This window comes from Megasphaera indica, assembly GCF_046614755.1.
In the GTDB taxonomy this organism is placed as follows: domain Bacteria; phylum Bacillota; class Negativicutes; order Veillonellales; family Megasphaeraceae; genus Megasphaera; species Megasphaera intestinihominis.
The window spans coordinates 50,783-74,435 of record NZ_JBKKJR010000010.1 but is presented as its reverse complement, the minus strand read 5'-3'; the positions used below and the strand labels follow the sequence as shown (position 1 = coordinate 74,435).

General features: G+C 49.7%; 26 protein-coding genes and 1 pseudogene. 24 read left to right on the top strand and 3 right to left on the bottom strand.

The genetic code is table 11. The features are described from left to right. The first annotated feature begins 56 nt into the window (after nucleotides 1–56). The 12 genes from ACFCTO_RS06760 to ACFCTO_RS06705 all read left to right on the top strand — a co-directional run bounded on the left by ACFCTO_RS06760 (nucleotide 57) and on the right by ACFCTO_RS06705 (nucleotide 9,015). Complete coding sequence (locus ACFCTO_RS06760) at nucleotides 57–242, top strand: ferredoxin (RefSeq protein WP_020311061.1); 186 nt, start codon at nucleotides 57–59, stop codon at nucleotides 240–242. Nucleotides 243–510: 268 nt separating this feature from the next. Beyond that, a complete protein-coding gene (locus tag ACFCTO_RS06755) occupies nucleotides 511–1,947 on the top strand; it encodes an aspartate ammonia-lyase (RefSeq protein ID WP_292300802.1) in 1,437 nt (478 codons plus the stop codon). Nucleotides 1,948–2,077: 130 nt separating this feature from the next. Then, a complete protein-coding gene (locus ACFCTO_RS06750) occupies nucleotides 2,078–2,449 on the top strand; it encodes a nucleotidyltransferase substrate binding protein (RefSeq protein WP_020311059.1) in 372 nt (123 codons plus the stop codon). 338 nt (nucleotides 2,450–2,787) lie between these two features. Beyond that, complete coding sequence (rpmG, locus tag ACFCTO_RS06745) at nucleotides 2,788–2,937, top strand: 50S ribosomal protein L33 (RefSeq protein WP_014015374.1); 150 nt, start codon at nucleotides 2,788–2,790, stop codon at nucleotides 2,935–2,937. A 47-nt stretch (nucleotides 2,938–2,984) separates the two neighbouring features. After that, a complete protein-coding gene (gene secE / locus ACFCTO_RS06740) occupies nucleotides 2,985–3,224 on the top strand; it encodes a preprotein translocase subunit SecE (protein ID WP_020311058.1) in 240 nt (79 codons plus the stop codon). 15 nt (nucleotides 3,225–3,239) lie between these two features. After that, nucleotides 3,240–3,779 (top strand): transcription termination/antitermination protein NusG, encoded by a 540-nt coding sequence (gene nusG / locus ACFCTO_RS06735; protein ID WP_020311057.1) that lies wholly within the window; start codon nucleotides 3,240–3,242, stop codon nucleotides 3,777–3,779. Nucleotides 3,780–3,868: 89 nt separating this feature from the next. After that, nucleotides 3,869–4,294, top strand: a complete 426-nt coding sequence (gene rplK, locus ACFCTO_RS06730; protein WP_014015371.1) for a 50S ribosomal protein L11 — start codon at nucleotides 3,869–3,871, stop codon at nucleotides 4,292–4,294. A 60-nt stretch (nucleotides 4,295–4,354) separates the two neighbouring features. Further along, nucleotides 4,355–5,071 (top strand): 50S ribosomal protein L1, encoded by a 717-nt coding sequence (gene rplA, locus ACFCTO_RS06725; RefSeq protein ID WP_020311056.1) that lies wholly within the window; start codon nucleotides 4,355–4,357, stop codon nucleotides 5,069–5,071. Between the two features lie 172 nt (nucleotides 5,072–5,243). Beyond that, complete coding sequence (gene rplJ / locus ACFCTO_RS06720) at nucleotides 5,244–5,801, top strand: 50S ribosomal protein L10 (protein WP_298588110.1); 558 nt, start codon at nucleotides 5,244–5,246, stop codon at nucleotides 5,799–5,801. A gap of 58 nt (nucleotides 5,802–5,859) precedes the next feature. Then, entirely contained in the window at nucleotides 5,860–6,228 is a 369-nt protein-coding gene (gene rplL / locus ACFCTO_RS06715; protein ID WP_020311054.1) for a 50S ribosomal protein L7/L12, read from the top strand. 1,764 nt (nucleotides 6,229–7,992) lie between these two features. Continuing rightward, nucleotides 7,993–8,388, top strand: a complete 396-nt coding sequence (locus ACFCTO_RS06710; RefSeq protein ID WP_481325502.1) for a hypothetical protein — start codon at nucleotides 7,993–7,995, stop codon at nucleotides 8,386–8,388. Between the two features lie 141 nt (nucleotides 8,389–8,529). Next, a complete protein-coding gene (locus tag ACFCTO_RS06705; RefSeq protein ID WP_481325501.1) occupies nucleotides 8,530–9,015 on the top strand; it encodes a hypothetical protein in 486 nt (161 codons plus the stop codon). 816 nt (nucleotides 9,016–9,831) lie between these two features. Here ACFCTO_RS06705 and ACFCTO_RS06700 read toward each other — a convergent pair. Continuing rightward, the gene (locus tag ACFCTO_RS06700) at nucleotides 9,832–10,845 is read right to left on the bottom strand and encodes an Rpn family recombination-promoting nuclease/putative transposase (protein WP_481325500.1); all 1,014 of its coding nucleotides are present in this window, start codon (nucleotides 10,843–10,845) and stop codon (nucleotides 9,832–9,834) included. Nucleotides 10,846–11,198: 353 nt separating this feature from the next. Between ACFCTO_RS06700 and ACFCTO_RS06695 the strand changes: the two genes are divergently transcribed. The 5 genes and pseudogenes from ACFCTO_RS06695 to ACFCTO_RS06675 all read left to right on the top strand — a co-directional run bounded on the left by ACFCTO_RS06695 (nucleotide 11,199) and on the right by ACFCTO_RS06675 (nucleotide 15,364). Further along, nucleotides 11,199–11,507 (top strand): nucleoside triphosphate pyrophosphohydrolase family protein, encoded by a 309-nt coding sequence (locus tag ACFCTO_RS06695; protein WP_292301006.1) that lies wholly within the window; start codon nucleotides 11,199–11,201, stop codon nucleotides 11,505–11,507. A 301-nt stretch (nucleotides 11,508–11,808) separates the two neighbouring features. Further along, nucleotides 11,809–12,159 (top strand): annotated as a pseudogene (locus ACFCTO_RS06690) (GNAT family N-acetyltransferase); the annotation flags it as partial. Continuing rightward, a complete protein-coding gene (locus tag ACFCTO_RS06685; protein WP_292301010.1) occupies nucleotides 12,156–12,377 on the top strand; it encodes a hypothetical protein in 222 nt (73 codons plus the stop codon). The pseudogene ACFCTO_RS06690 and the gene ACFCTO_RS06685, both read left to right, overlap by 4 nt. A 5-nt stretch (nucleotides 12,378–12,382) precedes the next feature. Continuing rightward, on the top strand, nucleotides 12,383–12,577 hold the full coding sequence (locus ACFCTO_RS06680; protein ID WP_292301011.1) for a hypothetical protein: 195 nt from the start codon (nucleotides 12,383–12,385) through the stop codon (nucleotides 12,575–12,577). A gap of 144 nt (nucleotides 12,578–12,721) precedes the next feature. Then, nucleotides 12,722–15,364, top strand: coding sequence for a diguanylate cyclase domain-containing protein (locus ACFCTO_RS06675; RefSeq protein WP_499876596.1), 2,643 nt, complete (start codon nucleotides 12,722–12,724; stop codon nucleotides 15,362–15,364). Here ACFCTO_RS06675 and ACFCTO_RS06670 read toward each other — a convergent pair. Continuing rightward, on the bottom strand, nucleotides 15,355–15,906 hold the full coding sequence (locus ACFCTO_RS06670; RefSeq protein WP_292301017.1) for a biotin transporter BioY: 552 nt from the start codon (nucleotides 15,904–15,906) through the stop codon (nucleotides 15,355–15,357). The two genes, ACFCTO_RS06675 and ACFCTO_RS06670, sit on opposite strands and share 10 nt — an antisense overlap. A gap of 100 nt (nucleotides 15,907–16,006) precedes the next feature. After that, entirely contained in the window at nucleotides 16,007–16,834 is an 828-nt protein-coding gene (locus tag ACFCTO_RS06665) for a pyridoxamine kinase (RefSeq protein WP_292301019.1), read from the bottom strand. Nucleotides 16,835–17,141: 307 nt separating this feature from the next. On the opposite strand from ACFCTO_RS06665, the gene ACFCTO_RS06660 reads away from it, so the two are divergent. From ACFCTO_RS06660 to ACFCTO_RS06630, 7 genes are all read left to right on the top strand, one after another. Next, nucleotides 17,142–18,257 (top strand): RNA-guided endonuclease TnpB family protein, encoded by a 1,116-nt coding sequence (locus tag ACFCTO_RS06660; protein WP_499876595.1) that lies wholly within the window; start codon nucleotides 17,142–17,144, stop codon nucleotides 18,255–18,257. A gap of 183 nt (nucleotides 18,258–18,440) precedes the next feature. Continuing rightward, nucleotides 18,441–18,896 (top strand): NUDIX hydrolase, encoded by a 456-nt coding sequence (locus tag ACFCTO_RS06655; protein ID WP_337465533.1) that lies wholly within the window; start codon nucleotides 18,441–18,443, stop codon nucleotides 18,894–18,896. An 8-nt stretch (nucleotides 18,897–18,904) separates the two neighbouring features. Then, on the top strand, nucleotides 18,905–20,374 hold the full coding sequence (locus ACFCTO_RS06650) for an aminotransferase class I/II-fold pyridoxal phosphate-dependent enzyme (RefSeq protein ID WP_499876594.1): 1,470 nt from the start codon (nucleotides 18,905–18,907) through the stop codon (nucleotides 20,372–20,374). Beyond that, nucleotides 20,364–21,032, top strand: coding sequence for a dTMP kinase (locus ACFCTO_RS06645; RefSeq protein WP_492001158.1), 669 nt, complete (start codon nucleotides 20,364–20,366; stop codon nucleotides 21,030–21,032). Before ACFCTO_RS06650 ends, ACFCTO_RS06645 begins: the two co-directional genes overlap by 11 nt. 54 nt (nucleotides 21,033–21,086) lie before the next feature. Further along, nucleotides 21,087–22,079, top strand: coding sequence for a DNA polymerase III subunit (locus ACFCTO_RS06640; protein ID WP_499876593.1), 993 nt, complete (start codon nucleotides 21,087–21,089; stop codon nucleotides 22,077–22,079). After that, nucleotides 22,076–22,921 carry a PSP1 domain-containing protein gene (locus ACFCTO_RS06635; RefSeq protein WP_292261602.1) on the top strand — a complete coding sequence of 282 codons (846 nt, stop codon included), beginning with the start codon at nucleotides 22,076–22,078 and terminating at the stop codon, nucleotides 22,919–22,921. The genes ACFCTO_RS06640 and ACFCTO_RS06635 overlap by 4 nt, the downstream gene beginning before the upstream one ends. Continuing rightward, nucleotides 22,911–23,645, top strand: coding sequence for a tRNA1(Val) (adenine(37)-N6)-methyltransferase (locus ACFCTO_RS06630; RefSeq protein WP_492001155.1), 735 nt, complete (start codon nucleotides 22,911–22,913; stop codon nucleotides 23,643–23,645). Before ACFCTO_RS06635 ends, ACFCTO_RS06630 begins: the two co-directional genes overlap by 11 nt. Nucleotides 23,646–23,653 lie beyond the last annotated feature (8 nt).

Sequence of the window (23,653 nt, the reverse complement as noted above, 5' to 3'; positions counted from 1 at the left end):
TGACTTACTGGACTAAGTTTTCCGGATATAAGGTCCGGACAAAGGAGTGACTCATTATGAAATATAAAGTAAACGATACGTGTATTGCCTGTGGTATGTGTGCTGGGACTTGCCCGGAAGTGTTCCGTATGAACGATGATACGGGTATGGCTGAAGCCTATGCTGAATCGACGGAAGCTAACAACGATGCTGCTCAGGAAGCCATGAACTCCTGTCCGGCTGGGGCCATCGAAGAAGCCTAAGGCTGCAAGAAGTCTAAATAAAACATAAAGTGGCGGAATAAATATTGACATCTGCCCATCTATGCACTATGATATAGGTAAATTCATAGTACGTACGGCAAAGGCGCTGTTGAAAGCAATTTCAACAGCGCCTTTTGTGTATGTAACGGCGTGGGGACGCCGGAGGGGTATGAATTTAATTGCAGCGGAAACGCTGTAATTATTACTTGAATACTGTATACAAAATATTTAATGCATCTATTGCAAGATGGGTATTGGGGAGGATATTATGAGAACAGAACATGACTTTTTAGGTGAAATGAATGTACCGGACAATGTTTATTATGGCGTACAGACCATGCGGGCTATGGAAAACTTCCATATTACAGGTGAACATCTGGATCCGGACTTCATCCAGGCCATGGCCATTGTCAAAAAAGCAGCTGCTCTCGCCAACATGGAAACGGGACGGCTCGACAAGAAAATCGGCAATGCCCTGGTACAGGCTGCCAGTGAAATCATCGACGGCCAGTGGCTGGACCAGTTCCCTGTTGATCCGATCCAGGGCGGTGCCGGTACTTCCGTAAACATGAATATGAACGAAGTACTGTGCAACCGGGCCTTAGAAATCATAGGCAAAGAAAAAGGCCGTTACGACATCATCTCGCCGAACAATCACGCCAACATGGCTCAGTCGACGAACGACGTCTTCCCGACGAGCATCAAAGTCTGCCTGAGCATGAAAGGCAAGAAGCTGACAGAAGCACTGAAGGAACTGGAAACGGAACTGGATGTCAAAGCCGATGAATTCAAAGACGTCATCAAGATGGGCCGTACCCACTTACAGGATGCCGTTCCCATTACGCTCGGCCAGGAAATGGGCGCCTATGCTTCGGCTGTCGCCCGCGGCCGCAAACGCATTTCCCGGTCCCTCGAAGGCGTCCACGTCATCAACATGGGCGGCACGGCCGTCGGCACGGGCCTCAACGCCGAACCGGCTTACATCAAAGCCGTCGCCACGAAACTTTCCATGCTGACCGGTGATATCTTCGTCACGGCCCGCAATCTCATCGATATGACCAATAACACGGATATCTTCGCCGAAGTATCGGGCAATATGAAAGCTACGGCGCTCATGCTCATCAAGATGGCCAACGACTTCCGCCTCATGGCTTCCGGTCCGCGCTGCGGCCTCAACGAATTGAAGCTGCCGGCCCGTCAGCCCGGTTCTTCCATCATGCCGGGCAAAGTCAATCCGGTCATGGCAGAAGTCCTCGACCAGACGTGCTACCAGATCATCGGCAACGACATGGCCATCAGCCTGGGCGTCGAAAACGGCCAGTTCGAATTGAACGTCATGGAACCGGTCATGGCCTTCAACCTCTTCCACTCCATGCAGTATTTGACCAACGCTATCCATGCCTTCGTCAAATACCTGCTCAAAGGCGTCAAGGCCAACAAAGAAGCCTGCCGGTCCTGGGTCGACCACAGCGTCGGCATCGTCACGGCCCTCTTGCCGCACATCGGCTATGAACGGTCGTCCATGCTGGCCAAGGAAGCCTATGCCACAGGCCGCCCGATCCGGGAAATCATCCTCGAACACGGCTATCTGACGAAAGAACAGATGGACATCATCCTGTCGCCGCAGGAAATGACCCAGCCGGGCATTGCAGGCAAACAGGTCCTGGAAGAAACTTATCTGGCACAACAGAAAATCTCTGGCTAAATTCCCAAGCCATTTATCGTGAAGCAGCCCTGTCTCCTCCTGACAGCAGGGCTGCTTCTTTTTTTGCCGGAAATCCATTATAATAGGTTTGATGTTTGATGTTTGATGTTTGATGTTTGGGGAGGTAGCTATGGATTGGCAGGATAATTTCCAAGAACATATACAGCTTTTGCAGCAGGCTCGGGAAGCGGATTTGACGAACCCCTTCGTCTGCCATGGCATCGTCCACATCTTCCAGGAAGCCTTTGATTTAGGCTTGATGGCCTTTCGCGAAGCCCTGAAGCGGGACGGCCAGGGCATGGCTGCCATGGGCTCCGCCAAGGAACTCATCGCCGCAGCCTATGAACAATACCTCTTCGTCGATGAAGACATATGGCTGGCCATGCTCCGCGACCGCCACGGCAGCCACGACGCCATAGAAGCACAGGTGGGGCGCATCTTGGGAACATACCAGGACGCCCTGGCGGCGTTGTACGATTCAGATGCGGATGCGCCGCGATAGACGCAGGCCACAAGTCACAAAAAAATGCACGGCCAGCGGCCTTGTGCGTAGGGGCCGTCCCGCGCCTTTCTGACCCGTCAGGTGCCGACCTACGGAAGGCGCAGGACGGTTGCCAGAACGGACAGCTGTGGCTGGGCGGCCCGCTATGGAATTATGGAAAATCTCTTGACAGGACGGTCGTCACATGTTAGAATAATCAAAGTTAGGCGTTCACCAACGCCTGGCTTTTTTAAGTTACAGAAAAATTTCCTTGACTTAGAGGGGACTGTTGTGATACATTATAAAGGCAGTCTTACGTAACACTAGGCTTGTGACTATTTTTAAGAGAGGTGTAAGGAATGCGTACAGCTATCACTTTGGCATGCACAGAATGCAAACAGCGTAACTACCGGACGAACAAAAACAAAAAGAACAATCCGGACCGTTTGGAACTGAAAAAATACTGCCCGTTCTGCAAAAAAGAAACATTACACAAAGAAACGAAATAATTGATTGAATAAGATTGTGCTAATCTTATTTGGATGTGAGAGGTTATATGGCACTTTCAGCTAAAAAAGCAGCACAAAAGAATAAGAACAAGAAAAAGAACCCGGGCAAATCATTTTTATCTGGCGTAAAGGTAGAAATGAAAAAAGTCATCTGGCCGACGAAGAAGGAATTGATCAACTACACGGTTATGGTCATTGTCGCTACCATCGTCGTAATGGTAATCATTGGCGTAGCTGATGGTGTATTTTCACAGCTGTTCAAGTTACTTCAGCTTGTTGTCGGATAGGAGGCTTGTGCTTAAATGGAAGCAGATATGAAATGGTATGTCATCCATACGTATTCCGGTTATGAAAATAAAGTAATGCAAACGCTGGAACAAAAAGTCAAATCCATGGGGTTAGAAAACGTCATTAACCGTATTCTCATTCCAATGGAAGATGAAATTGACATCAAAGACGGTAAGAAACGGACTGTCAAGCGAAAAGTATTCCCTGGCTACGTTCTCATCGAAATGGAAGTCAATGACCGTTCCTGGTATGTCGTCCGCAATACACCGGGTGTTACCGGTTTTGTCGGCTCGGCAACCAAGCCTATCCCGCTGGAACCGAAAGAAGTCGAAAAGATTCTGAAGACCCAGGGCATAGAAAGCGAACCGAAAACGCATATCTCTGTCGAAGTTGGCGAAGAAGTGCGCATTACCGAAGGTCCTTTTGAAAATTGCATGGCCGTCGTAACGGAAATCAATGAAGAAAAAGGGACTGTCAAAGGCCTCGTCAATATGTTTGGCCGAGAAACTCCAGTAGAAGTCGACTATTCTCAAATCGAGAAGGGTCTGGAATAAATACTTCTAAATGCGGCAACTCGCCGCGAGTGGGAGAATCGCAAGATTCGTTTGACCACATCTTGTAATGTAAGGAGGTGTAACTCACCATGGCAAAAAAAGTAGCAAGAATGGTAAAACTCCAGTGTGAAGCTGGTAAAGCAACTCCGGCGCCTCCGATTGGCCCTGCATTAGGCCAGGCTGGTGTCAACATCATGGCTTTCGTCAAGGAATTCAACGAACGCACAGCTAAACAGGCTGGCTTCATTATCCCTGTCGAAATCACAGTCTATGAAGACCGTTCCTTCACTTTCATTACGAAAACACCGCCGGCTGCCGTCCTCTTGAAGAAAGCAGCAGGTTTGGACAAAGCTTCGGGCGAACCGAACAAGAAAAAAGTAGCTAAATTGGGCCGCGACAAAGTCCGCGAAATCGCAACGACTAAGATGCCGGACCTCAACGCTAACGACGTTGAAGCTGCTATGAAAATGATTGAAGGCACCGCTCGCAGCATGGGTATCGAAATCGTCGACTAATTCGATGATGCTCTGCCCGTGGAAGGGGTAACCCGTTAAACCACATAAGGAGGAAGAAACATGGCAAAAGTAGGCAAGAAATATGCTGAAGCTGCAAAACTGTTCGACAAACAGAAACAGTATGATGTTGCAGAAGCAATCGACATCTTGAAAAAGATGGATACTGCCAAATTCGACGAAACCGTTGAATTGGCCGTAAACCTTAACGTAGATCCGAAATACGCCGACCAGCAGGTCCGCGGCGCCTTGGTACTGCCCCACGGCATTGGTAAATCCAAGACTGTCCTCGTATTTGCTCAGGGCGATAAAGAAAAAGAAGCTTTAGCTGCTGGCGCTGACTATGTCGGTGCTGATGATCTCGTAGAAAAGATCAAAGGTGGCTGGCTCGACTTCGACGTAGCAATCGCTACTCCGAACATGATGGGTAAAGTTGGTCGTCTCGGTAAAATCCTCGGTCCTAAAGGCCTCATGCCTAACCCGAAGGTTGGTACTGTCACGATGGACGTTACAAAAGCTGTTAGCGAAAGTAAAGCTGGTAAAGTTGAATACCGCACGGATAAAGCCGGCAACATTCATTCTTCTATCGGTAAAAAATCTTTCGACGCAGATAAATTGGTTGACAACCTGACTGCTTTGGTTGATACACTCATCAAAGTTAAACCGTCGGGTGCAAAAGGCCAGTACATCAAATCCATCACGGTTAGCTCCACGATGGGCCCTGGCATCCACATCAACCAGTACAGCATCAAAGGTGCTGCAAAGAAAGAAGAAAATTAATATCTCTCTTAGCTGTAGACTGAAGGTATGTATAATGGACGTATGTCCGCCATCTGAGGCTATGAAACTAGCAGATATCTGACTTTGACTAGTTCGGCCTCGTGGTTTCCATGAGGCCGTTTTTGATTGCTAAGACGATATAAATCCCAGTTCAAGGAGGTGTATCGAACTCATGTCCACATATGCAAATCATCCGGTTTCTCCGGCAAAAGCTGCTGTCGTTGAAGAAATGAAAGAAAAACTGCAGTCCGCTCAGGGTGCTGTTTTCGTTGGTTTCTCCGGCCTTACCGTAGCTGATGTCACGAAACTTCGCCGTAAGTTCCGCGAAGGCGGTGTTGAATACAAAGTCATCAAAAACACGTTGACCCGTATTGCCGCTGACGAACTCGGCTATAACGCATTAGATGCAATTCTCGAAGGCCCGACGGCTCTCGCTTATTCCACGGAAGACGCTGTAGCTCCGGCTAAGATCCTCAAAGAATTCATCAAAGAAACAAAGACTGAAGCGCTGACTGTAAAAGCAGGTCTCGCTGATGGTCAGGTCATTGATGTTGCAGCTGTTGACGCTCTGGCAAGCTTGCCGAGCCGCGAAGAACTCCTCGCAAAATTGGTTGGCAGCATGCAGGCTCCTATCTCTGGCCTTGTCAACGTACTCCAGGGCAATATCCGCAACATGGTTTATGTGCTTGACGCTGTACGCGCTAAAAAAGCAGAACAGGAAACTGCTTAATTTAGCTTACATAACTTAAAAATTAAACTCAAAATTGATACTATGGAGGTATTTCAAAATGACTAAAGAAGAAATCATGGAAGCCATTGAAAATATGACTGTTCTCGAACTTTCCGAACTCGTAAAAGCTATGGAAGACAAATTCGGCGTTTCCGCTGCTGCTCCGGTTGCAGTTGCTGCTGCTCCGGCTGCTGGCGGTGCTGCTGCTGAAGAAAAATCCGAATTCGACGTCATTCTCCAGTCCGCTGGCGACAAAAAAATCGGCGTTATCAAAGTTGTCCGTGAAGTTACGGGCCTCGGCTTGAAAGACGCTAAAGCTCTCGTTGACGGCGCTCCGAAAGCTGTTAAAGAAGGCGTTGCTAAAGCTGACGCTGAAGCTCTCAAAGCTAAACTCGAAGAAGCTGGCGCTACTGTCGAACTCAAATAATTTCCTTTGTGAAATTATCGGACCTGTGTACGATTACGTACACAGGTCCTTTTTTGTTCGGACTCCAAAACGGCTTTGCCGTAAATCACAGCGGGCCGCCTGCAAGCAATGTATTATTTTTATCGCCTATATGCGATTTCGTAGGGGACGTCCTGTTAAGGCGTCCCGTTGTGAATTCTGTACATAGCCAGAATTTATGACCTATTTTGATGATTCGAAGATCCTGGCTAAAAGCTTTCTGGAAAATAAAGGAAATCTGGCGACTATTGGCGAAATCTTTTAAGAGAAAATGCTTTCTTCACGGCTAGTGAGAAAATTTTCAGCATATAGAAGCATGAGTTGATTTAAAAAGAACAGCGAAAAAGGATATTGAAGGATACTATGAATGATAGAAACATGATTTCTTGCATAAGTTATTTTATTTTGGCGTTTTGGATTTTTAAAAATCTTATTTTGCGAAAGACATCGGGAAGGGGGAAAATACTAGTAGACAATGCACCGCCTAAAATATTTTTTTTAGTAAATTGTTTGTTTATTATTTCATTATTAGCCGTAATTTATATAACTGTTATAATTAAAATCTGGCTTTATCGAGCCATTGTATGGGATGTAACGATGACCTTATTGTTCTTGTGGCTATTTTTAGGATTATACGCTCGAGAACGATATTGTCGAAAGAAAAATAAAGACATATCGATTGTACGTAAGTTTTATAAACTACTTATCTTGGCAATGGCTATATGCGTAGCTATAAACATTAGTTTATTTTTTTAAAAATTTGGCTTGTTTTCTTAATCCAGTCCTCACGGATTTTATATTTAGAGTTGGTTAGCTGATTGTACCTCTCTGCTGCATGCTGCCCATTGTCAAATTTTCGAGGTATAATAAATTCATCGCGTAATTCCTTCGAGTCGATGTATTTGAGCAGATTCATTACACTTCAAAGCGAGGAATCCCAAATTTATGCATGGATGAATCAAGAAATGGTAAATTTGGTAAGTACATGGCAAGTTCGAATATGTCAGGTATAGAATTTTACAGGGGTCATTAGCGAAAAACGGCTAAACCATCATTTCCATCGCCTGCATGCGATTTCGTAGGGGACGTCCTGTTAAGGCATCCCGCTTGTGAATTCTGTACATAGCCGGATACATGACAGGTGGTTTGTGGCTAGTAGCTCGTAAAAGCCGGTCATTATACTTGGATGGGCTATGGTCAAATCCCACAGCGGGCCGCCCTCTGGGCGTCCCCTACGCACAAGGCCGTAGGACGTGTGTTTTTTGTTGTAGATGGCTAATAAACAAGGTAGGAAAGAAACAAGGTGAATCAAAATGGATTCGAGAGATAGAATCTTTTTAGTTAGCTTGATGATAGTGATTCCTTACATTGTCAAGGCGTATATTTTGCAGGTTCGATTAACAACTAAGGATAAGATAGTACTGAAATACACGCCTAAAAAAGCTTTTTTTCTAATTAATATCGCATTCGTCCTTTCTCTATTAAACATGTTTTATGTAATACTTATAAAACCTAGTACAGAATATCAAGCCAGGTCCTATTTTTGTATGATGAGCTTGTTATTTCTTTGGTATGCTATAGGTGTTTTGGGAAGGCGAAGGTATTTAAAAGCTACTGGACAAAAAATGAAAGAGATTTATTTCCATGTAGCTGTATTAATTAGTGGAGCTAGTTTTTTTGGAATTCTATATTTTATATGAACTATTTAGCTCCAATTCCTTCAAGGTGGAAAAGGAAGTGAATTAAATGAGCTTTAAAGACATTATATATTGTATCGGGATAGGCTTGCTTTTGTTTGAAATATTAAAATCATTTATTTTTCAAATAAGACCGGCGGATAAGGAAAAGATATTATTAAAATATGCACCTAAAAAGCCGTTTTTTATCGTTAGTGTTATATTTTCCGCAGCATTGCTTAATTTTATATTTGTGATCATTATGAAGCCGGCTGAAGTGTACTATTTTTTTTCAGCAATTTTTACACTTATTTTTTTCTTTATTTGGTATGGTCTAATGATTTATGGAAGAAGAAATTATTTGCGAGCTCAACATAAGCCCATGAAAGAAATTTATGTTAATTTAACAATATGGATTATAGCTGCACTTTATTTCGGAATACTAATCATTCTATACCTATCGTAAAGGTTATATAATGTTAAGAGTATCAGGATATATTGATATAATTTAACGTTAATGTTCTTAATGCAGGAGAATGAAAAAACAGGTCGGCAGTACCCTGGCATCGACAGGCGGGAATTTGCATATTGTGCTTGGAGAATGTATATGGAGAATTTTAAGAAAAAGTGCAAAAAAACAAAAAAACAAGTATTGAATTTTTTTATATTAATAATAATTCTTACGTTTAGCATGTGGATTGTAGGTGGAAATATTTATAATTATTTTGAAGAAAAAGAAATTAAAAACAATATTATTGATTTAGAACATGAGCTATATGCTATTGAGATTATTAAAAATTTTGATATCAGTAATATATCTTTGACGAATAGGAAAGCAATTATTGCTAAATCTGTTTGTGCAATATTAGAACCTAAAGATAGTACTATTTCTCCTGCTTTTGTTAAACAAAATTTTATGCAATATTTTGTTTCAAAAGGTTGGCATATAAATGAAAACCGGGAGAAACCACTTGAACATATTCAAGCGGAAAATCAAAAATATATTATTACATTAGAAAGAATCTCTACTACTAATAACAAATGGCGTATTATTATTGGAAATAATACTTTTTTTGAAAAGTACAATTTATAAATTAGGGAAAGGGCTTCTCTGCTCAGAACCATTGTGTCTCTACATCAAAGGAGTCATTATCACCAGAACAGCCGATGTCAACCGCAATCATCTGACGATATGTATTGGAACCGAAGCAGGTAGAAGGTGAAGTTATCCTACGTATACCCTGTAAATTGCATGGATGAATCAAGAAATGGCAAGTTTGGTAAGTACATGGCAAGTTCGGATATTTCAGGTATAGAATTTTGCAGGGGTCATTAGCGAAAAACGGCTAAACCATCGCAATAGCGGGGGTGCCATGAAAGATGACGGAAACTGTCGGCAGGTGGAGTAAGACATGGTAAGCTTGGTAAGTAGTGGTAAGTATATGGAAAGTTCGGATGGGTCAGGCGCCGGTATGAATCGGAAACGAGTGCAGACTTAGCTGGGCATATACTGAAGTACTATTTAGAAGGTAGATTGCCTTTGCCGGAATGGTCAAAACAGCATCAGGCTTTGATACTAAAATGATACTATTTTTTTCAAAAACTACGAAAAAAGGGGAGATTTAAAGAAAATAGGACATTAAAAATGGCTTAATAGAGCCATTCTCATTTTAACGAAATATGGATAGAGTAGAACTCAAATAATTTCCTTTGTGAAATTAGCGGGACCGCGCGTGAAGGTTTTTACCATCATGTGCGGTCCCTTTTACTTTATAGTTTGTAGTACGGAGTTTGTAGATTGTAGAAGCTGGTTTTAAATTTTTTACCAGTTGTTGCAAACTAAAAACTACAAACTTAAAACTCAAAAAAAGAGACTGTCTTAATGCGACAGCCTCTTTTTTGTTTGCTCCTAAATCAATTTATTCTGTTTTGCAAGTTCTTTAATCATAGACAACGATAGTTTGCTATACTTTGCCACTTTTTCCAAGGACATTCCATCTTTCAACAATTCGAGAGCTAATTCTAATTTTCCTTCTGTTCTGCCTTCTTTTTTACCTTCTTCCTTACCTTTTATCAGGCCATCTTCGTATAATCCTTCTCCTAAGTTGCACATGACTGCCAAATCCCCCTCTCCTTCTTGTGTCAAATCAATCCCAAAATCATTATGCAGAGTCGTAATCTTTTCACTGGCATTCTTTGACGATTTAAACATCAAATCAAGCAAGTTTATCAGCTGGTCCTTGACTTTGCTGTTTCCCAAATAGACAAAAATGATGCCCATGAGGTCATAATTTTGACAAGGTTCTTTATAGCGGTGCAGCAGATGCTGTTCTTTCAGCTGATAGCGGTTGATCGCACTTTTCCCCTGCAGGGCTTCCATGCAAATCCAAATGGTATAGACCTTCTTTATTTTATCGTAGTCGCTATTGATGAATTCGGTCCCTTTTTGCGAAGAAATCAATCGGCTGGCATAATAGACAGCTCTTTTTAATAGAGGATAGGTATCTCCCGTTTTCTTTTTTGGGTTCAATCGTTCTTGCGCTTCCACATTGATGATCAGCGTAATAAGCTCATTCGTTTCTGGCGCCTTCGCCCGGAACAAGATATCAAAGACGATGCTGCCTTCGGTTATGCTGTTATCTTCATTCTGTGCCCCTTTGATTGTCGGTGTATCCTGTCGCTCCAAGGCATGGCGGACCGCGTTCGTTTTATCCTTAGAAACCGGCACCGTACTGACTTCCGGCTGCCCTTCGATGTATATATTGGCAATATCGTCGAGGCTGGCCGATTCAAATTCAGGAACCGTCCGTTTCAAGATATAAGCCAGCACCTTTTTCTGCGACAAAACACCCTTAGCGGCTTTATCGTAGTCCAACGCTCCTGCCAGCTGATTCTGTACATCCTGTATTATCTCTTCATTCATCGGCCACACCTCCTTTTGACTTCATTGTATCAAATTTCAAATTCTTTATGCAACTGCAAGCCTTCATTTTATAGCAGCAGTTAAAATGGGACCCGGGCGAGAAAAGACGTGGCTCGTAAAAGCCTGGCAATACCAGGATATGTTGTGGAGAAATCTCACAGCGGGCTGCCCTCATCGGGACAGCCCCTACGTATACGGCTGCAGGCCGTGTTTTTTTGCGACTGGCCGTGAACAGTGTATTATTTTTATCGCCTATATGCGATAATGTAGGGGACGGCCTGGTAAGCCTTTTTGGCTCGTCATTAGGATTGAATGGAGTGTGGCCGTGTTTCTAAAAAAAAGGAGAGATTGACGTGGATTTAAAAGAAATATCGGAACGTTCGGCTGCTATCAGAGCTGCTTATCATGCATTGGAACGGGAGTATCATGGCTCCGAATGGTCCGTCGAGGAAGATGCCCTGGCTTTTTTGACCGATGCCGGCCTGGTAGGACGGCTGACTATGAGTCATGAAGGGCGCTGGCCATCTGATGAAGAAGGCAAACTCCCGTCTAAAATCGGGGAATGTGTATGGTGGCTGGCCGTTCTGACCGACCGGACTGGGCTGGATTTTGCCGATTGTGTGCAGCAGTTTCTGGCAGATACCGAACAGGCCTTGAAATGACAGGCAGAAAAGTGGGGTGAACGGTCTGGTTCCCAGCTGCTAAAGTGGGCAAAATCGCATTGACGAAGATGATAGGATATGTTAGAATAATGCCAATTTCATAAGAACACCGCTTCTGTCACCGGACAGGAGAAATGAGGTGTCTGGGAGTTGTCGTAGGTACGGCATGGGCTACATGCTATAAGACAATTCCTGGGCACCTCTGTTTTTTTTAGGAGGGAATATCATGATTCAAATACGTATGCAGCAGGGACTTTCACAGGATGCCCGGATTATCCGGTAGGAGGTATTTGTCGAAGAACAGGGGTTTCATCATGAATTTGATGAAACCGACCAGACGGCATGGCAGCTGGTGTTATATGAAAATGGACATGCCGCTGGCTGCTGCCGGCTCTTTACATCAGACAATCCGGATGTGTATATACTGGGCCGCCTGGCCGTACGGAAATCCTGCCGCGGCCGACAGTACGGGGAGCGCCTGGTACGGGAAGCGAAAGGATGGCTGCGCGGCTGTCATGTGAAACGGCTGGCTCTGTCGGCACAGGTCCGGGTGCGTCCGTTTTATGAAAAATTGGGATATACCGCATCGGGTGACGAATATCTGGATGAGTATTGTCCTCACATCCATATGGAAAAGGCGTTGACAGAATGAGCTTGACATACTGGATTCCTTTTTTCATCATCGTCATAGGCAATATAGGCTATCACCTGGTCGCCAAGGCAACACCATCGGCAGCCCCGCCTTTCCTAGCCCTCAGTGTTACCTATCTGGTCAGCTTCCTCTTGTGTGCCGCTGCTTACGTGGTGACAGGGCCTTCGCTGCGGCAGGATCTGCATACATTGAACTGGGCAACGCTGCCTGGGGACTGACGCTGGTGGCTGTCGAATTTGGCTATATCCTGCTATACCGGACTGGCTGGAAAATCAGTATGGCCTCGCTCCTGGCCAATGTCAGCGTGGCGCTCCTCCTGGCAGGTATAGGCGTCCTGTTTTATAAAGACGTTCTGCTGCCCCGGCAGATCATCGGCATCATCCTGTGCCTGGCCGGCGTTTTTTTCCTGCGTCCGTGAGTGGTTTTTAAAAACTACAAACTTAAAATTCAAAAAGCGGCTGTCTTAATGCGATAGCCTCTTTTTATCATGTGTTATAATAAGTTATATACAATGACTCTATTTTTTTATTGCAGAACGTTTTTGCAGAAAAGGGGGGACTTTATGGATGTGGCATCGATACAAGCGGAATTGCATCGCTATTATGATAAACTGATTGCCGGCATCTGTTTGATCGGCATGGATGAATCGGAACCAATTCTCTTCGTTAACCGCGGGCTGTTGGATATGTACCATTGCGGTGATGAAGGGGAGTTCTATCGCCTCACGGGGAAAGTCCGCAAGGGGATGATCGAAGTTGCTGATTACCGGCCCCTGGATAAAGCCGATGATGCAGGGCGTCCGAAGTTCATCACCTTCCGCTTTCGGACGGCTGATGGCAGTTACCATTGGACCGTCTTTTTAGTCCTCCTCCTCCGCGTCGACAACCGGCAGGATCTCCTGCTGTGCTGCCGCGAAGACGTCTGGGAAACGGCACGGGACCGCAAGAGCCTGCTGCCCATACTGGCCACCTCTTTTGGCATCCACGAGCTGGAACCGGTCCATCAGCCTTATTTCCGCCTCTTGCGGGAACTCTGCCAGGCTATGATCCACTATTCGGGCATCAAGTTCTTCTGGAAAGACAGGGCCCGCCGCTTTGCCGGTGTCAGCCAGTCTTTCCTCGACTACTATGGCCTGAAGGACGAAAAAGCCCTCATCGGCAAAACCGATGAGGACTTGGGCTGGATTGTCAACGACCGTGTATATAGAGACGCGGAAATGGCCGTCCTGGAAAAGGGCCAAGTCACGCGCGATGTCTTGTGTCAATGCCTGGTCCAGGGACGGCTGCACCAGATCGCCTCTACGAAATTCCCGATTTACCGGGGCAAGCATATCATCGGCCTGTTGGGCTATTTTGAGGATGTCGATGAAGATTGCCGACATCAGGAACGACTCCATCAGGCCAGCTTAGTCGATGCTGAAACGGGGCTGCTCAATTTCCGGGGCCTCTGGCTGCTCGGTGAAGATTACATGGATGCTTATCGGCGGTATGGGACGGATTATGTTTGTGTCCTCCTCGAAGTACCGGAATATGAACAAGTCTTCCGGGATTACGGCGACGAAGTAGCCGGGAAGTTATTGCAGGCCATTACGGACCAGCTTTTGACGCTCCACTCTTTGAAAGGCTCCCTGGCCCATCTGAGCGGCTGCCGCTTTTTCTATATCACCCATCAGAGCCTGGACCGGGACTTCCGCAATACCCTGCTGGGCCTGACCAATGCCATCCACAGCCTTACCGATATCGGCGGCTACAGCTGCACCCTCTATTTGCAATATGCTGTCGTCCAGGGCTCAGAAGGCCGGGATTTCGATGAAATCATGCAACTCCTGAGGGAGCGCCTGAAAGATGCCGAAGAACAGCGCTACGGCCAGGCCGTCTACATCGGCGACCGCCTGGTCTTCGACAAGGAAAAATTCGATAAGCTTGATGAAGAAGTGTCCATCATCGACCCCGATACGTATGAACTGGTCTATGTCAACGAGTATATGCAGAAGAGCTATGGCTTTTCCGACGCTTACAGCTGGGTTGGGGAAAAGTGTTATAAGCTCCTGTACGGCCTCGATAGGCCTTGCGATGACTGCATCAACGGTCAGCTGCGCCGCGATTGTTTCTGTACGGTGACGCGCCGCAACCGCAAGACTGGACAGAACTTGTTCATGCGGACGACGCTCATTCCCTGGCAAGGGAAGAATTACCGCTTTTCTATGGCAGCCGATATCAATCAGTATATCAACCGGGACTTAGCAGAAAATCGCGTCATTTTCCGCGAAGTCATGGCTAACGACGTCATCGCCATCGGTATGCGCGAAGCCGATCCCAGCGTGGGCTTGCAGAAGATGCTGGCCCATATCGGCCGCAGCCTGCAGGCCGAACGGGTCCTGATCTTTGAAGAACAGGGGAGTCGGGTCAGTGCGACTTATGAATGGCACCAGGAGGACTTGCAGCCCGTCGCTCATACGGTCCAGCATATTCCCATCAACTCCCTGCGCCCGCTCTATGCCAAATTCGACACGAAGCAGATGGCTATTATTGAAGATGTCCAGAGCTTTCTCCGCGACAATCCGGGATTTACGCCGTACATCTCTGGCGTCCGCCGCCTCGTGTCGGGTCATCTGACCCAGTCGGGACGTTCTCTGGGATTCACAGAGGTCATCAATCCGTCGGCGCTGGCCTTTAAATCGGCAGGTCTCCTGTTATCGACGCTGACCTTGTTCTTGGCCATCATGCTGCGCAACCGCGATATCTTCCGGTCCCTCGAACGCATCAGTACGACGGACCAGCTGACTGGCGTCGGCAACCGCCGGGGCTTTTCTGAATACCTCCGGACGCTGTCCGACGGGATGTCCCTGGCCTTCATCTTCGGCGACCTCAACGGCCTTAAGCAGATCAATGATACTCAGGGCCATGAAGCCGGCGACCAGCTCATCTGTCAGGCCGCTCGGATCATGAAAAGCCTGACAGATGATAGTGCCGTGTTCCGCATGGGCGGTGACGAATTCATGCTCATCGTCAGGAATGTCGATAAAACGCAGGCCCGGCGGATTATACGCGACCTGCGTGCCCGCTACCGTTCCAGCGGCATCAGCATGGCCTTAGGCTGTATCGTATGCCATGCACCTATCGTCAATATCGACGACGTATTATCCCAGGTTGACCAGAAGATGTATGCCGACAAGGAACGGATTTATGGCCGGCGTCAGTCCTGAGTCCCTTTCAGGCCCAGGGCCAGCAGGGGCCGTGCCAAGGCAGCGGCACAGAGGCTCTTGACGATATCCAGGGGGATGAAGGGGACGACGCCGCTCATGATGGCTGCTTCCCAGGGCATTCCCGTAATGCCTTTGAGCTGCAGGACGCCGCCGAGATAGATGACGGGGATACCGATGGCGACGGCCACCAGGGAGTAGCGCCGGAAGCTGTACTGTTTCCCTTTGAACCAGGACATGAGGAAGACAGCGGCGACATAGGCCCAGATATAGCCGCCTGTCGGGCCGAACATCTTGCCGGGACCTGCCGTGCCGCTTGTGAAGACGGGGACGCCGATGATGCCGATGCCGATGTAGGCCAGCATGGTGATGGCCGCGTCTTTTGGCGGCAGCAGGAAAGCGACCAGGTTGACGACGAGCGTCTGCAGGGCAATCGGCGACTGGGAAAAGGGCAGGGGAATGATCAAATAGGCAGAAATACAATTCATAGCAATCAATAAGGCGATGCGTGTCAGGCGCATCGTCTTTTCTCTTGAATCAGACATGATAAAAGCGCTCCTTTGCTTACGGACTTCTTCCGTATTATAGCAAAAAAGCGCTCATGAGGTCAACTTTATATAGATTTATACAGGTTAACAATAAAACTTAGAACAGCTTTTTCAGGCACGGTTCGACCTGAACGCCTTCGCGGGGATCGCTGCCGGACTGGTAGGTGTAGCCTATGGCGTAGTTCAGGAACTGCGTGGCCTTTTTGACGCTGTCGTGCAGGGACTGGCCCTGGAGCAGGGAACCTGTGAGGACGCTGGTGAAGAGGTCGCCTGTGCCGCAGGTGCTGAAGGGGATGCGGTCGACGGTACATTCGTCGAAAGACGTCGTCTGGGCGTCGTAGCTGACGACGGTAATCGTTTCGTTGCCCTTGGGGACACTGGTGATGATGATTTGACGCGGTCCCATGGCGGCCAGCTTCTGGCAGAGTTCGAGCATAGTCTTCATGGATGGCGCGCCCTGGGCATAGGGGATGTCGGCCAGCAGGGCAGCTTCGGTATAATTCGGTGTAATGATGGTCGCTTTGGCGATGAGCTTGCGCATTTCCATGACAATATCGGGCTTGAAGACCGGGTAGAGCTTGCCGTCATCGGCCATGGCTGGATCGACGACGACGAGGGTATCCTTCTTGGCGAAGCGGGCGATGGCGTCGAGGACGATGGCGATCTGGCCGGCGTCGGCGAGGAAGCCGCTGTAAATGGCGTCATACGAATAGCCCAGTTTCTGCCACTTATCCATGAATTCCGTCATGTGCGGCGTAAAATCAGAGAAGGTATAGTCGCCATACGTCAGGTTATTGCTGAAAATAGCCGTCGGGAAGGGGCAGACCTGGAAGCCCATGGCCGAAATGACCGGGATGGCGGCTGTCAGGGAGCAGCGGCCGAAAGAACACATATCGTGGATTGCGAGGACGCGTTTAGTTGCCATAGAAAAAACCTCCTAAAAGTAAACTGTACTATCATTTTATCCCATGATATGGGGCGTGTAAATAAGACAGATTGCGGCGATTCTGTCCTGCCTGCCGATTCTCGCAGGAACATAAATGCAGGGACATAAATATGGTATAATAAAATTTAACCTGATTCTGTAAGAAGTCTCCCGTCTCTTTAGACAGTGAGATGAATTGCAGGTTTTTCTGAGGGGCCGATGCCATCAGAAAAACAATGGCTTCACAAGTTGATTTACAGTATAATCAGTAGTAAGAGTGAAAGGATTTGGAAAGTCAAGGCAGGTGATGATAGTGAATAAGGCATACCGATACAGAATCTATCCGACAACGGAACAGAAAATGATATTTGCCAAGACCTTTGGCTGTGTCCGATTCATCTACAACAAGATGCTGAGTGACCGCATTGACTATTATAAGGAAACCGGCCAAAAACTGAATAACACGCCTGCGCAGTACAAGGAAGAATTCCCTTGGCTGAAAGAAGTAGATAGCTTAGCCCTTGCCAACGCTCAGATGAACCTGAACAAGGCTTATAATAACTTTTGGAAGGACAGCCAGCATTTCGGCAAGCCGCGCTTCAAGTCAAAGAAAAATTGTCGTGCTTCGTATTCTACGAACAACCAGAAGGGCTCTGTCCGAATCGAGGGCCATAAGGTGAAACTGCCGAAAGTCGGCTGGGTGAAACTATGCCAGCATCGTCCCTTGCCGGAGAACAGTATCATAAAGACCGTTACCATCAGCAAGACGCCATCAGGAAAGTACTATATCAGTATGCTAGTGGAGTATGAAAACCAAATACTCCCTGTCATACCGAAGACCTTCCTTGGCCTGGATTTTGCGATGCACGGTTTGTATGTGGCTTCCGATGAGGAGGATGCTAAGTATCCCAGTTTCCTGCGAAAGGCAGAGAAAAGATTGGCTAAGGCACAGCGAAAGCTATCCAACAAGCAAAAAGGAAGTCACAACAGAGAAAAACAAAGGCTGCGCGTAGCTATTCTCCATGAGAAAGTGGCTAATCAACGGCGGGATTTCCTGCATAAGAAGGCTCGCTATCTCGCAGACCGCTATGATGTCATTGGCATTGAGGATATTAGTGTCAAAGCGATGGCCAAGCGGAAAAAGGGTGGCAAGTTCAGCTTTGGCAAATCCGTAGCCGACAATGGCTGGAATATGTTCACGAACATGCTGGAGTATAAACTGGCTTGGCAAGGCAAACAGCTTATCAAGATAGACAAGTGGTATCCAAGCAGCCAGCTGTGCCATGTTTGCGGATATCAGAATCACGAAACCAGGGACTTATCTGTAAGGGAATGGGATTGCCCTAAATGTGGAAGTCACCATAATCGCGATAAAAACGCGGCCATAAATATTCGAGAAGAAGCCAGGCGGATATCTGCCTGACGTAATCCATAACATACCGTGGGGCGCACGGGAATCTACGCCTGTGGAGAGAGTGTAAGCCGCCGCAGCTCTTCGGAGTCCGTGGTGCTGTTCTCGTTGAAGCAGGAAGCTCCCGCCTCTATAGGCGGGAGTACGTTCACTATGTTTATTGCAATGAATTTGTATAGATAGGAGATTGGGGTTATGGCGCAAGAAGCAAATGTATTGATGGGGTTGAGTGTCAAAGCGATGATTTTTCATGAAGGGAAGCTGCTGCTGTTGCAGAAGAACGATGCCGAAGGGCTGCATCATTGGGAATTCCCTGGCGGCGGCCTGCGCTTTACAGAAGATTTTGAAGCCGGCCTGCGCCGGGAAGTCAGCGAAGAAACGGGCCTTTCCATCACCTTAGAGGCTCCGGCAGGTATCTGGAGTTACCAGAAGAAAGACGGCCAATTCCTGAATGGTGTCATCTTTACGGCCATAACCACGTCCGATAACGTTACATTATCAGAAGAACATCTGGCCTACCGCTGGGTCACGCCGGCCGAACTGCCGTCGTACCGCCTGCACGGCTCTCTGCAGCGCTCGCTGAAGCAGATGAAACAGTTCTCTTATGAAAAGAGCCACGCCTTGCTGCGCGGCTTCCTTTCGGCTATATGAGGTGGCCCATGGATAGAGAAAAGCAGCAAAAGGCGCCTTTCGTCGAAGCCCTGGAAGGGTATTGCCAGCAGCACATGAAGGCCTACCATACACCGGGTCATAAACTGGGACAGGGCATTTCTGCATACCAGGCCAATCTCTTTGGCGACGCCCTGCGGCGGGACCTGGGCGTCATGTATGCTTTGGATGACTTATTCCAGCCCGAAGGGGCGCTGAAGGAAGCCATGGAACTGGCCGCCGACCTCTATGGCGCCGGGAGGACTTTCTTTTCCATCAACGGCACGACGGCCTGCATCGAAGCCATGATCCTGGCTGTCTGCGGCGATGGCGATGAGCTCATCATCCCCCGCGAAGCCCACAAGAGCGTCATCAACGGCCTGGTCCTGAGCGGCGCCGTTCCGGTCTATATGGAAAGCCGCTTCGATGCGGCCCGTCAGGTATCATTGGGACCGGACCTGGACAGTCTGAAGCGGGCTGTCGCCGCCCATCCCCGGGCCAAGGCCGTCGTCTTCACCTATCCGACTTACGACGGCATTGCCGGTAACTTGAAGGCCCTCACGGCCTATGCCCATGAAAAAGGCCTCTATGTCCTCGTCGATGAAGCCCATGGGGCCCATCTGGGCTTCCATCGGGACCTGCCTGCCGAAGCCCTGGCCTGCGGTGCCGACTGTGTGGCCCAGAGTACCCATAAGATGGCCGGCTCCCTGACGCAGACGTCGATGCTGCACTGCCGCAAGGGCTTTCACCTGACGGACCGCGTCGCCGCCTCCATGGCCGTCGTCCAGTCGACGAGTCCTCATTACTGGTTCCTGGCCTCCTTGGACAGCGCCCGCCAGCAGCTGGCCCTGGAAGGACCGGAACTCATCGGCCGGGCCCTGGACCTGGCCCGGTCGGTGCGGGACGCCATCAACGCCATTCCCGGCTTGACCGTCTTTGGCCGGGACATCATCGACGGACAGGTCGTCAGCGGCTTTGATGAAACGAAAATCACTATCGACTTTTCCGGCGTCGGCCTCGACGGTGTGACGGCCGAACGGCTCCTGCGTCAGCAGGGCATCGAAGTCGAGCTCGTCGCCGGCAATCACGTCCTGGCCCTGATCACCTTAGGCGATACGGAAGAAACAGCCCAGGCTCTGGTACAGGCCTGCCGGACTATCGCCGAAGGGCGCAGCCTCTGCCAGGCCGGCCCGGTGGCCGAACAGGCCCTGCCCGTGCCCCGCGTCGTCATGGTGCCGCGTCAGGCCTGGAACTGCCCGGTAGAGACGGTGCCCTTTGAAAAGGCCTGTGGCCGCATTGCCGCAGAGAACGTGACTTTCTACCCGCCAGGCATTCCGGTCCTGACCTTGGGTGAAGGAATTACGGCGGCCTGCCAGGCCTATATCCGACGCAAGATGGCTGGCGGCTATAAGCCGAACGGCCCGGCTGACGGGACCTTGGCGACGATACGCGTCTTGAAGGAGGATTTCCATGAAAGGTAAATTATTCATCATCGAAGGCGGTGACGGCAGCGGCAAAGCGACGCAGACCCGCCTGCTGACGGAACACTTGCAGCGCGACGGCTATGACGTGAAGTCCGTCAGCTACCCCGACTATGACAGCGACTCCAGCGCCCTGGTCAAGATGTACCTGCGCGGCGACTTCGGCAGCGATGCCGATGCCGTCAATCCCTATGCGGCGTCGGCCTTCTTTGCCGTCGACCGCTTCGCGTCGTATCAGATGAAGTGGAAAGCCTTCTACGAACAGGGCGGCATCGTCATTGCCGACCGCTATACGACGAGCAACATGCTCTATCAGATGATCAAGATCGACGACCCGGCCCAGCGCCGGGCTTATCTGGCCTGGCTCGAGGACTTTGAATTCCGCAAGATGGGCCTGCCGGCACCGGACAAGGTCTTCCTCCTCGACGTCCCCCTGGCCGTCACGGAGCGGCTCATGGCGGACCGGACGGGCAAGACCGGCGGCCAGACTGGCGATATCCACGAAAAGAATGAAGGCTTCCTGGCCAAATGCCACGCCGCTTATGATGAGCTGGCCCAACGCTATCACTGGCAGCGCATTGCCTGCACGGAAGGCGGGGCCATGCGCACGCCTGAAGCCATCCATCAAGACTTATATGTCTGCCTATTTACTTTGTAGGGGATTTTTTCTATAATTAATTGTTAAGGTATTTTATTGGCGTAAGGGGGCGACATGATGGACAGGACACTGTTTGATTCGATTATCGGCCACAGCCGCCTGAAAGAACAGTTCGCCCGCCTCATCGACGAGGACCGCATCCCTCATGCCATGATTTTTGCCGGCCCGGCTGGTATCGGCAAGACCCTGATGGCCATCGCCGTCGCCTCGGCCCTGGTCGGACGCCGTGTCTTTCCCGACCTGGCCAGCCGCGAAGGCGAAGCCGTAGCCGGCGATAAAGACGATGCCTTCTATCTGGCGCCGATGGGGGCCATGCTGAAAGTGGACCAGTTCCGCCAGCTCCAGGGCGAACTGGCCCTGCAGGGCGAAGCCGGTCACCGCCGGGTCTGTATCATCGACCATGTGGAGACGATGAATACAGAATTTGCCAACCGCATGCTGAAGATTTTAGAAGAACCGCCGTCGGGCGTCTGCTTCATCTTGATTACGGACCAGCCCGATTTGCTGCTGCCGACCATCATTTCCCGATGTGCCCGCTTTACCTTCGACCCTGTCGGCGACGACGAGATGCGCCAGGGACTGCGGCGCCTGCGGGGCGACGGCGGGAATTGGGACGAAGCCATCCTCTGGGGTGGCGGCATCGTCCGGACCGTATTGTCCTATCTCGACGGCCAGGGGACGGATAAGGCCCATTTCGCCCTGGATTTTTTGACGACTACGGCGAAACATGCCTGTCCCTATGCCAAATGGCTGGCCCTGTCCGCGGCGCTGACGGATAAGGAAACGACGGAGATACTCGGCTGGATCAGCCTTTTTCTCCGCGACATGGCCGTCCTGCGCAGCGGTGCCGGCCGGGACTATATACGTTTAAAAGGATATATCCATGAAATGACAGAATTACTGCCGTATTGGACGGATGACGCCGTCTTCGGCCTTTCCCGGGTGCTCGATGAAGGGCTGGAAGCCGTCTCGCGTCACGTCAACGTCCGCCTGGTCTGGGACTATGTATGCCTCCAGGCCATACGGCTTAGAGGAGGAATTCAATGATCGTTGTAGGTGTACGCTTTAAACCTGCCGGAAAGATATATTATTTCGATCCCGCCACTATCGAACTCAAGCTGGATGACGGCGTCATCGTCGAAACGGCGCGGGGCATGGAATTCGGCCATGTCGTCATTGCGCCGCGCAGTGTCGATTCGTCGGAAGTCGTCCAGCCGCTGAAGCCGATCATCCGCAAGGCGACGGCCAAGGACATTCGCCAGGTGGAAAAGAACAAGGAACGGGAAAAGAAAGCTTTCGGCATCTGCCTGGCGAAGATCGCCAAGCACAAACTGCCCATGAAACTCATCGACGTCGACTATACCTTCGACATGGGCAAGATTATCTTCTTCTTTACGGCTGACGGCCGCATCGACTTCCGCGAACTCGTCCGCGACCTGGCGTCGGTCTTCCGCACGCGCATCGAACTGCGCCAGATCGGCCTGCGCGACGAAGCCAAGATGATCGGCGGCATCGGCTGCTGCGGCCGGCCCCTGTGCTGCTCTACGTTCCTGGGCGATTTCAAGCCCGTTTCCATCCGCATGGCCAAGGGCCAGGGCATGTCCCTCAATCCGACCAAGATTTCCGGGATCTGCGGCCGCCTCATGTGCTGCCTGCGCTATGAAAACCAGCTCTATACGTCGGGCGAGCTGAAGTGCTGCAACTGCCAGCAGAAGGGCTGTGAACAGCAGAAGCCGCCGGCTGTGGGCAAACGGGTCATGACCGACGAAGGCGTCGGCACGGTCCTGCGCGTCCACATGAAGGACCATACGGTCAAAGTCCAGCTCGAATCGGGACACAACATCAACGTGCCCTGGTCGGACGTAGGGGAAACGGAACATGAACATTGAGTTAGGCCCGCACGAACGGCTGGACGACCTGGTCCTGGACGGTATGAAAGTCATCCAGCGCGATGACCAGTTCTGCTTTTCCCTGGATACGGTCCTTCTGGCCCACTTCGGTGCCGTGCCTCACGGACCGGCTTTGGACCTGGGGACGGGGACGGCGGCTATCCCTCTCATCCTGACGGCCCGCGGTGCCAAGGCGCTGACGGCAGTGGAATTCAATCCCGTCATGGCCGACATTGCCCGCCGTAACGTCGCCCTCAATGGCCGGGACGACCGCATTACCATCGTCGAAGGCGACTACCGCCGCATCCGGGAGTGGGCGGCGAGCGGCGCTTTTGCCGCAGTCTATGCCAACCCGCCGTACCGGGAAAAGAGCCGCGGTGCCTATAGCGACGTCGACGGCATCCGCCGGGCCTGCCATGAAGAGACGGCGACCCTCGGCGACGTCCTCGATGCTGTAAAATACGCCTTGAAATATCACGGCCGCTTCCGCATGGTTCATATTACGGAACGACTGGCCGATATTTTAGAGGCCATGCGCACCCGAGATATCGAACCGAAAGTATTGCAGATGGTCCACGGCCGGCCTGACAAGAAGGCCAAGCTCTTCCTCGTCGAGGGCATCCGCGGCGGCAGCAAGGGCATGGACGTCCTGCCGCCGCTCATCGTCCACAACTCCGACGGCAGCTACAGCGATGCCGTCCTGCGATTATACGGGAAACGATAACCTAGGGA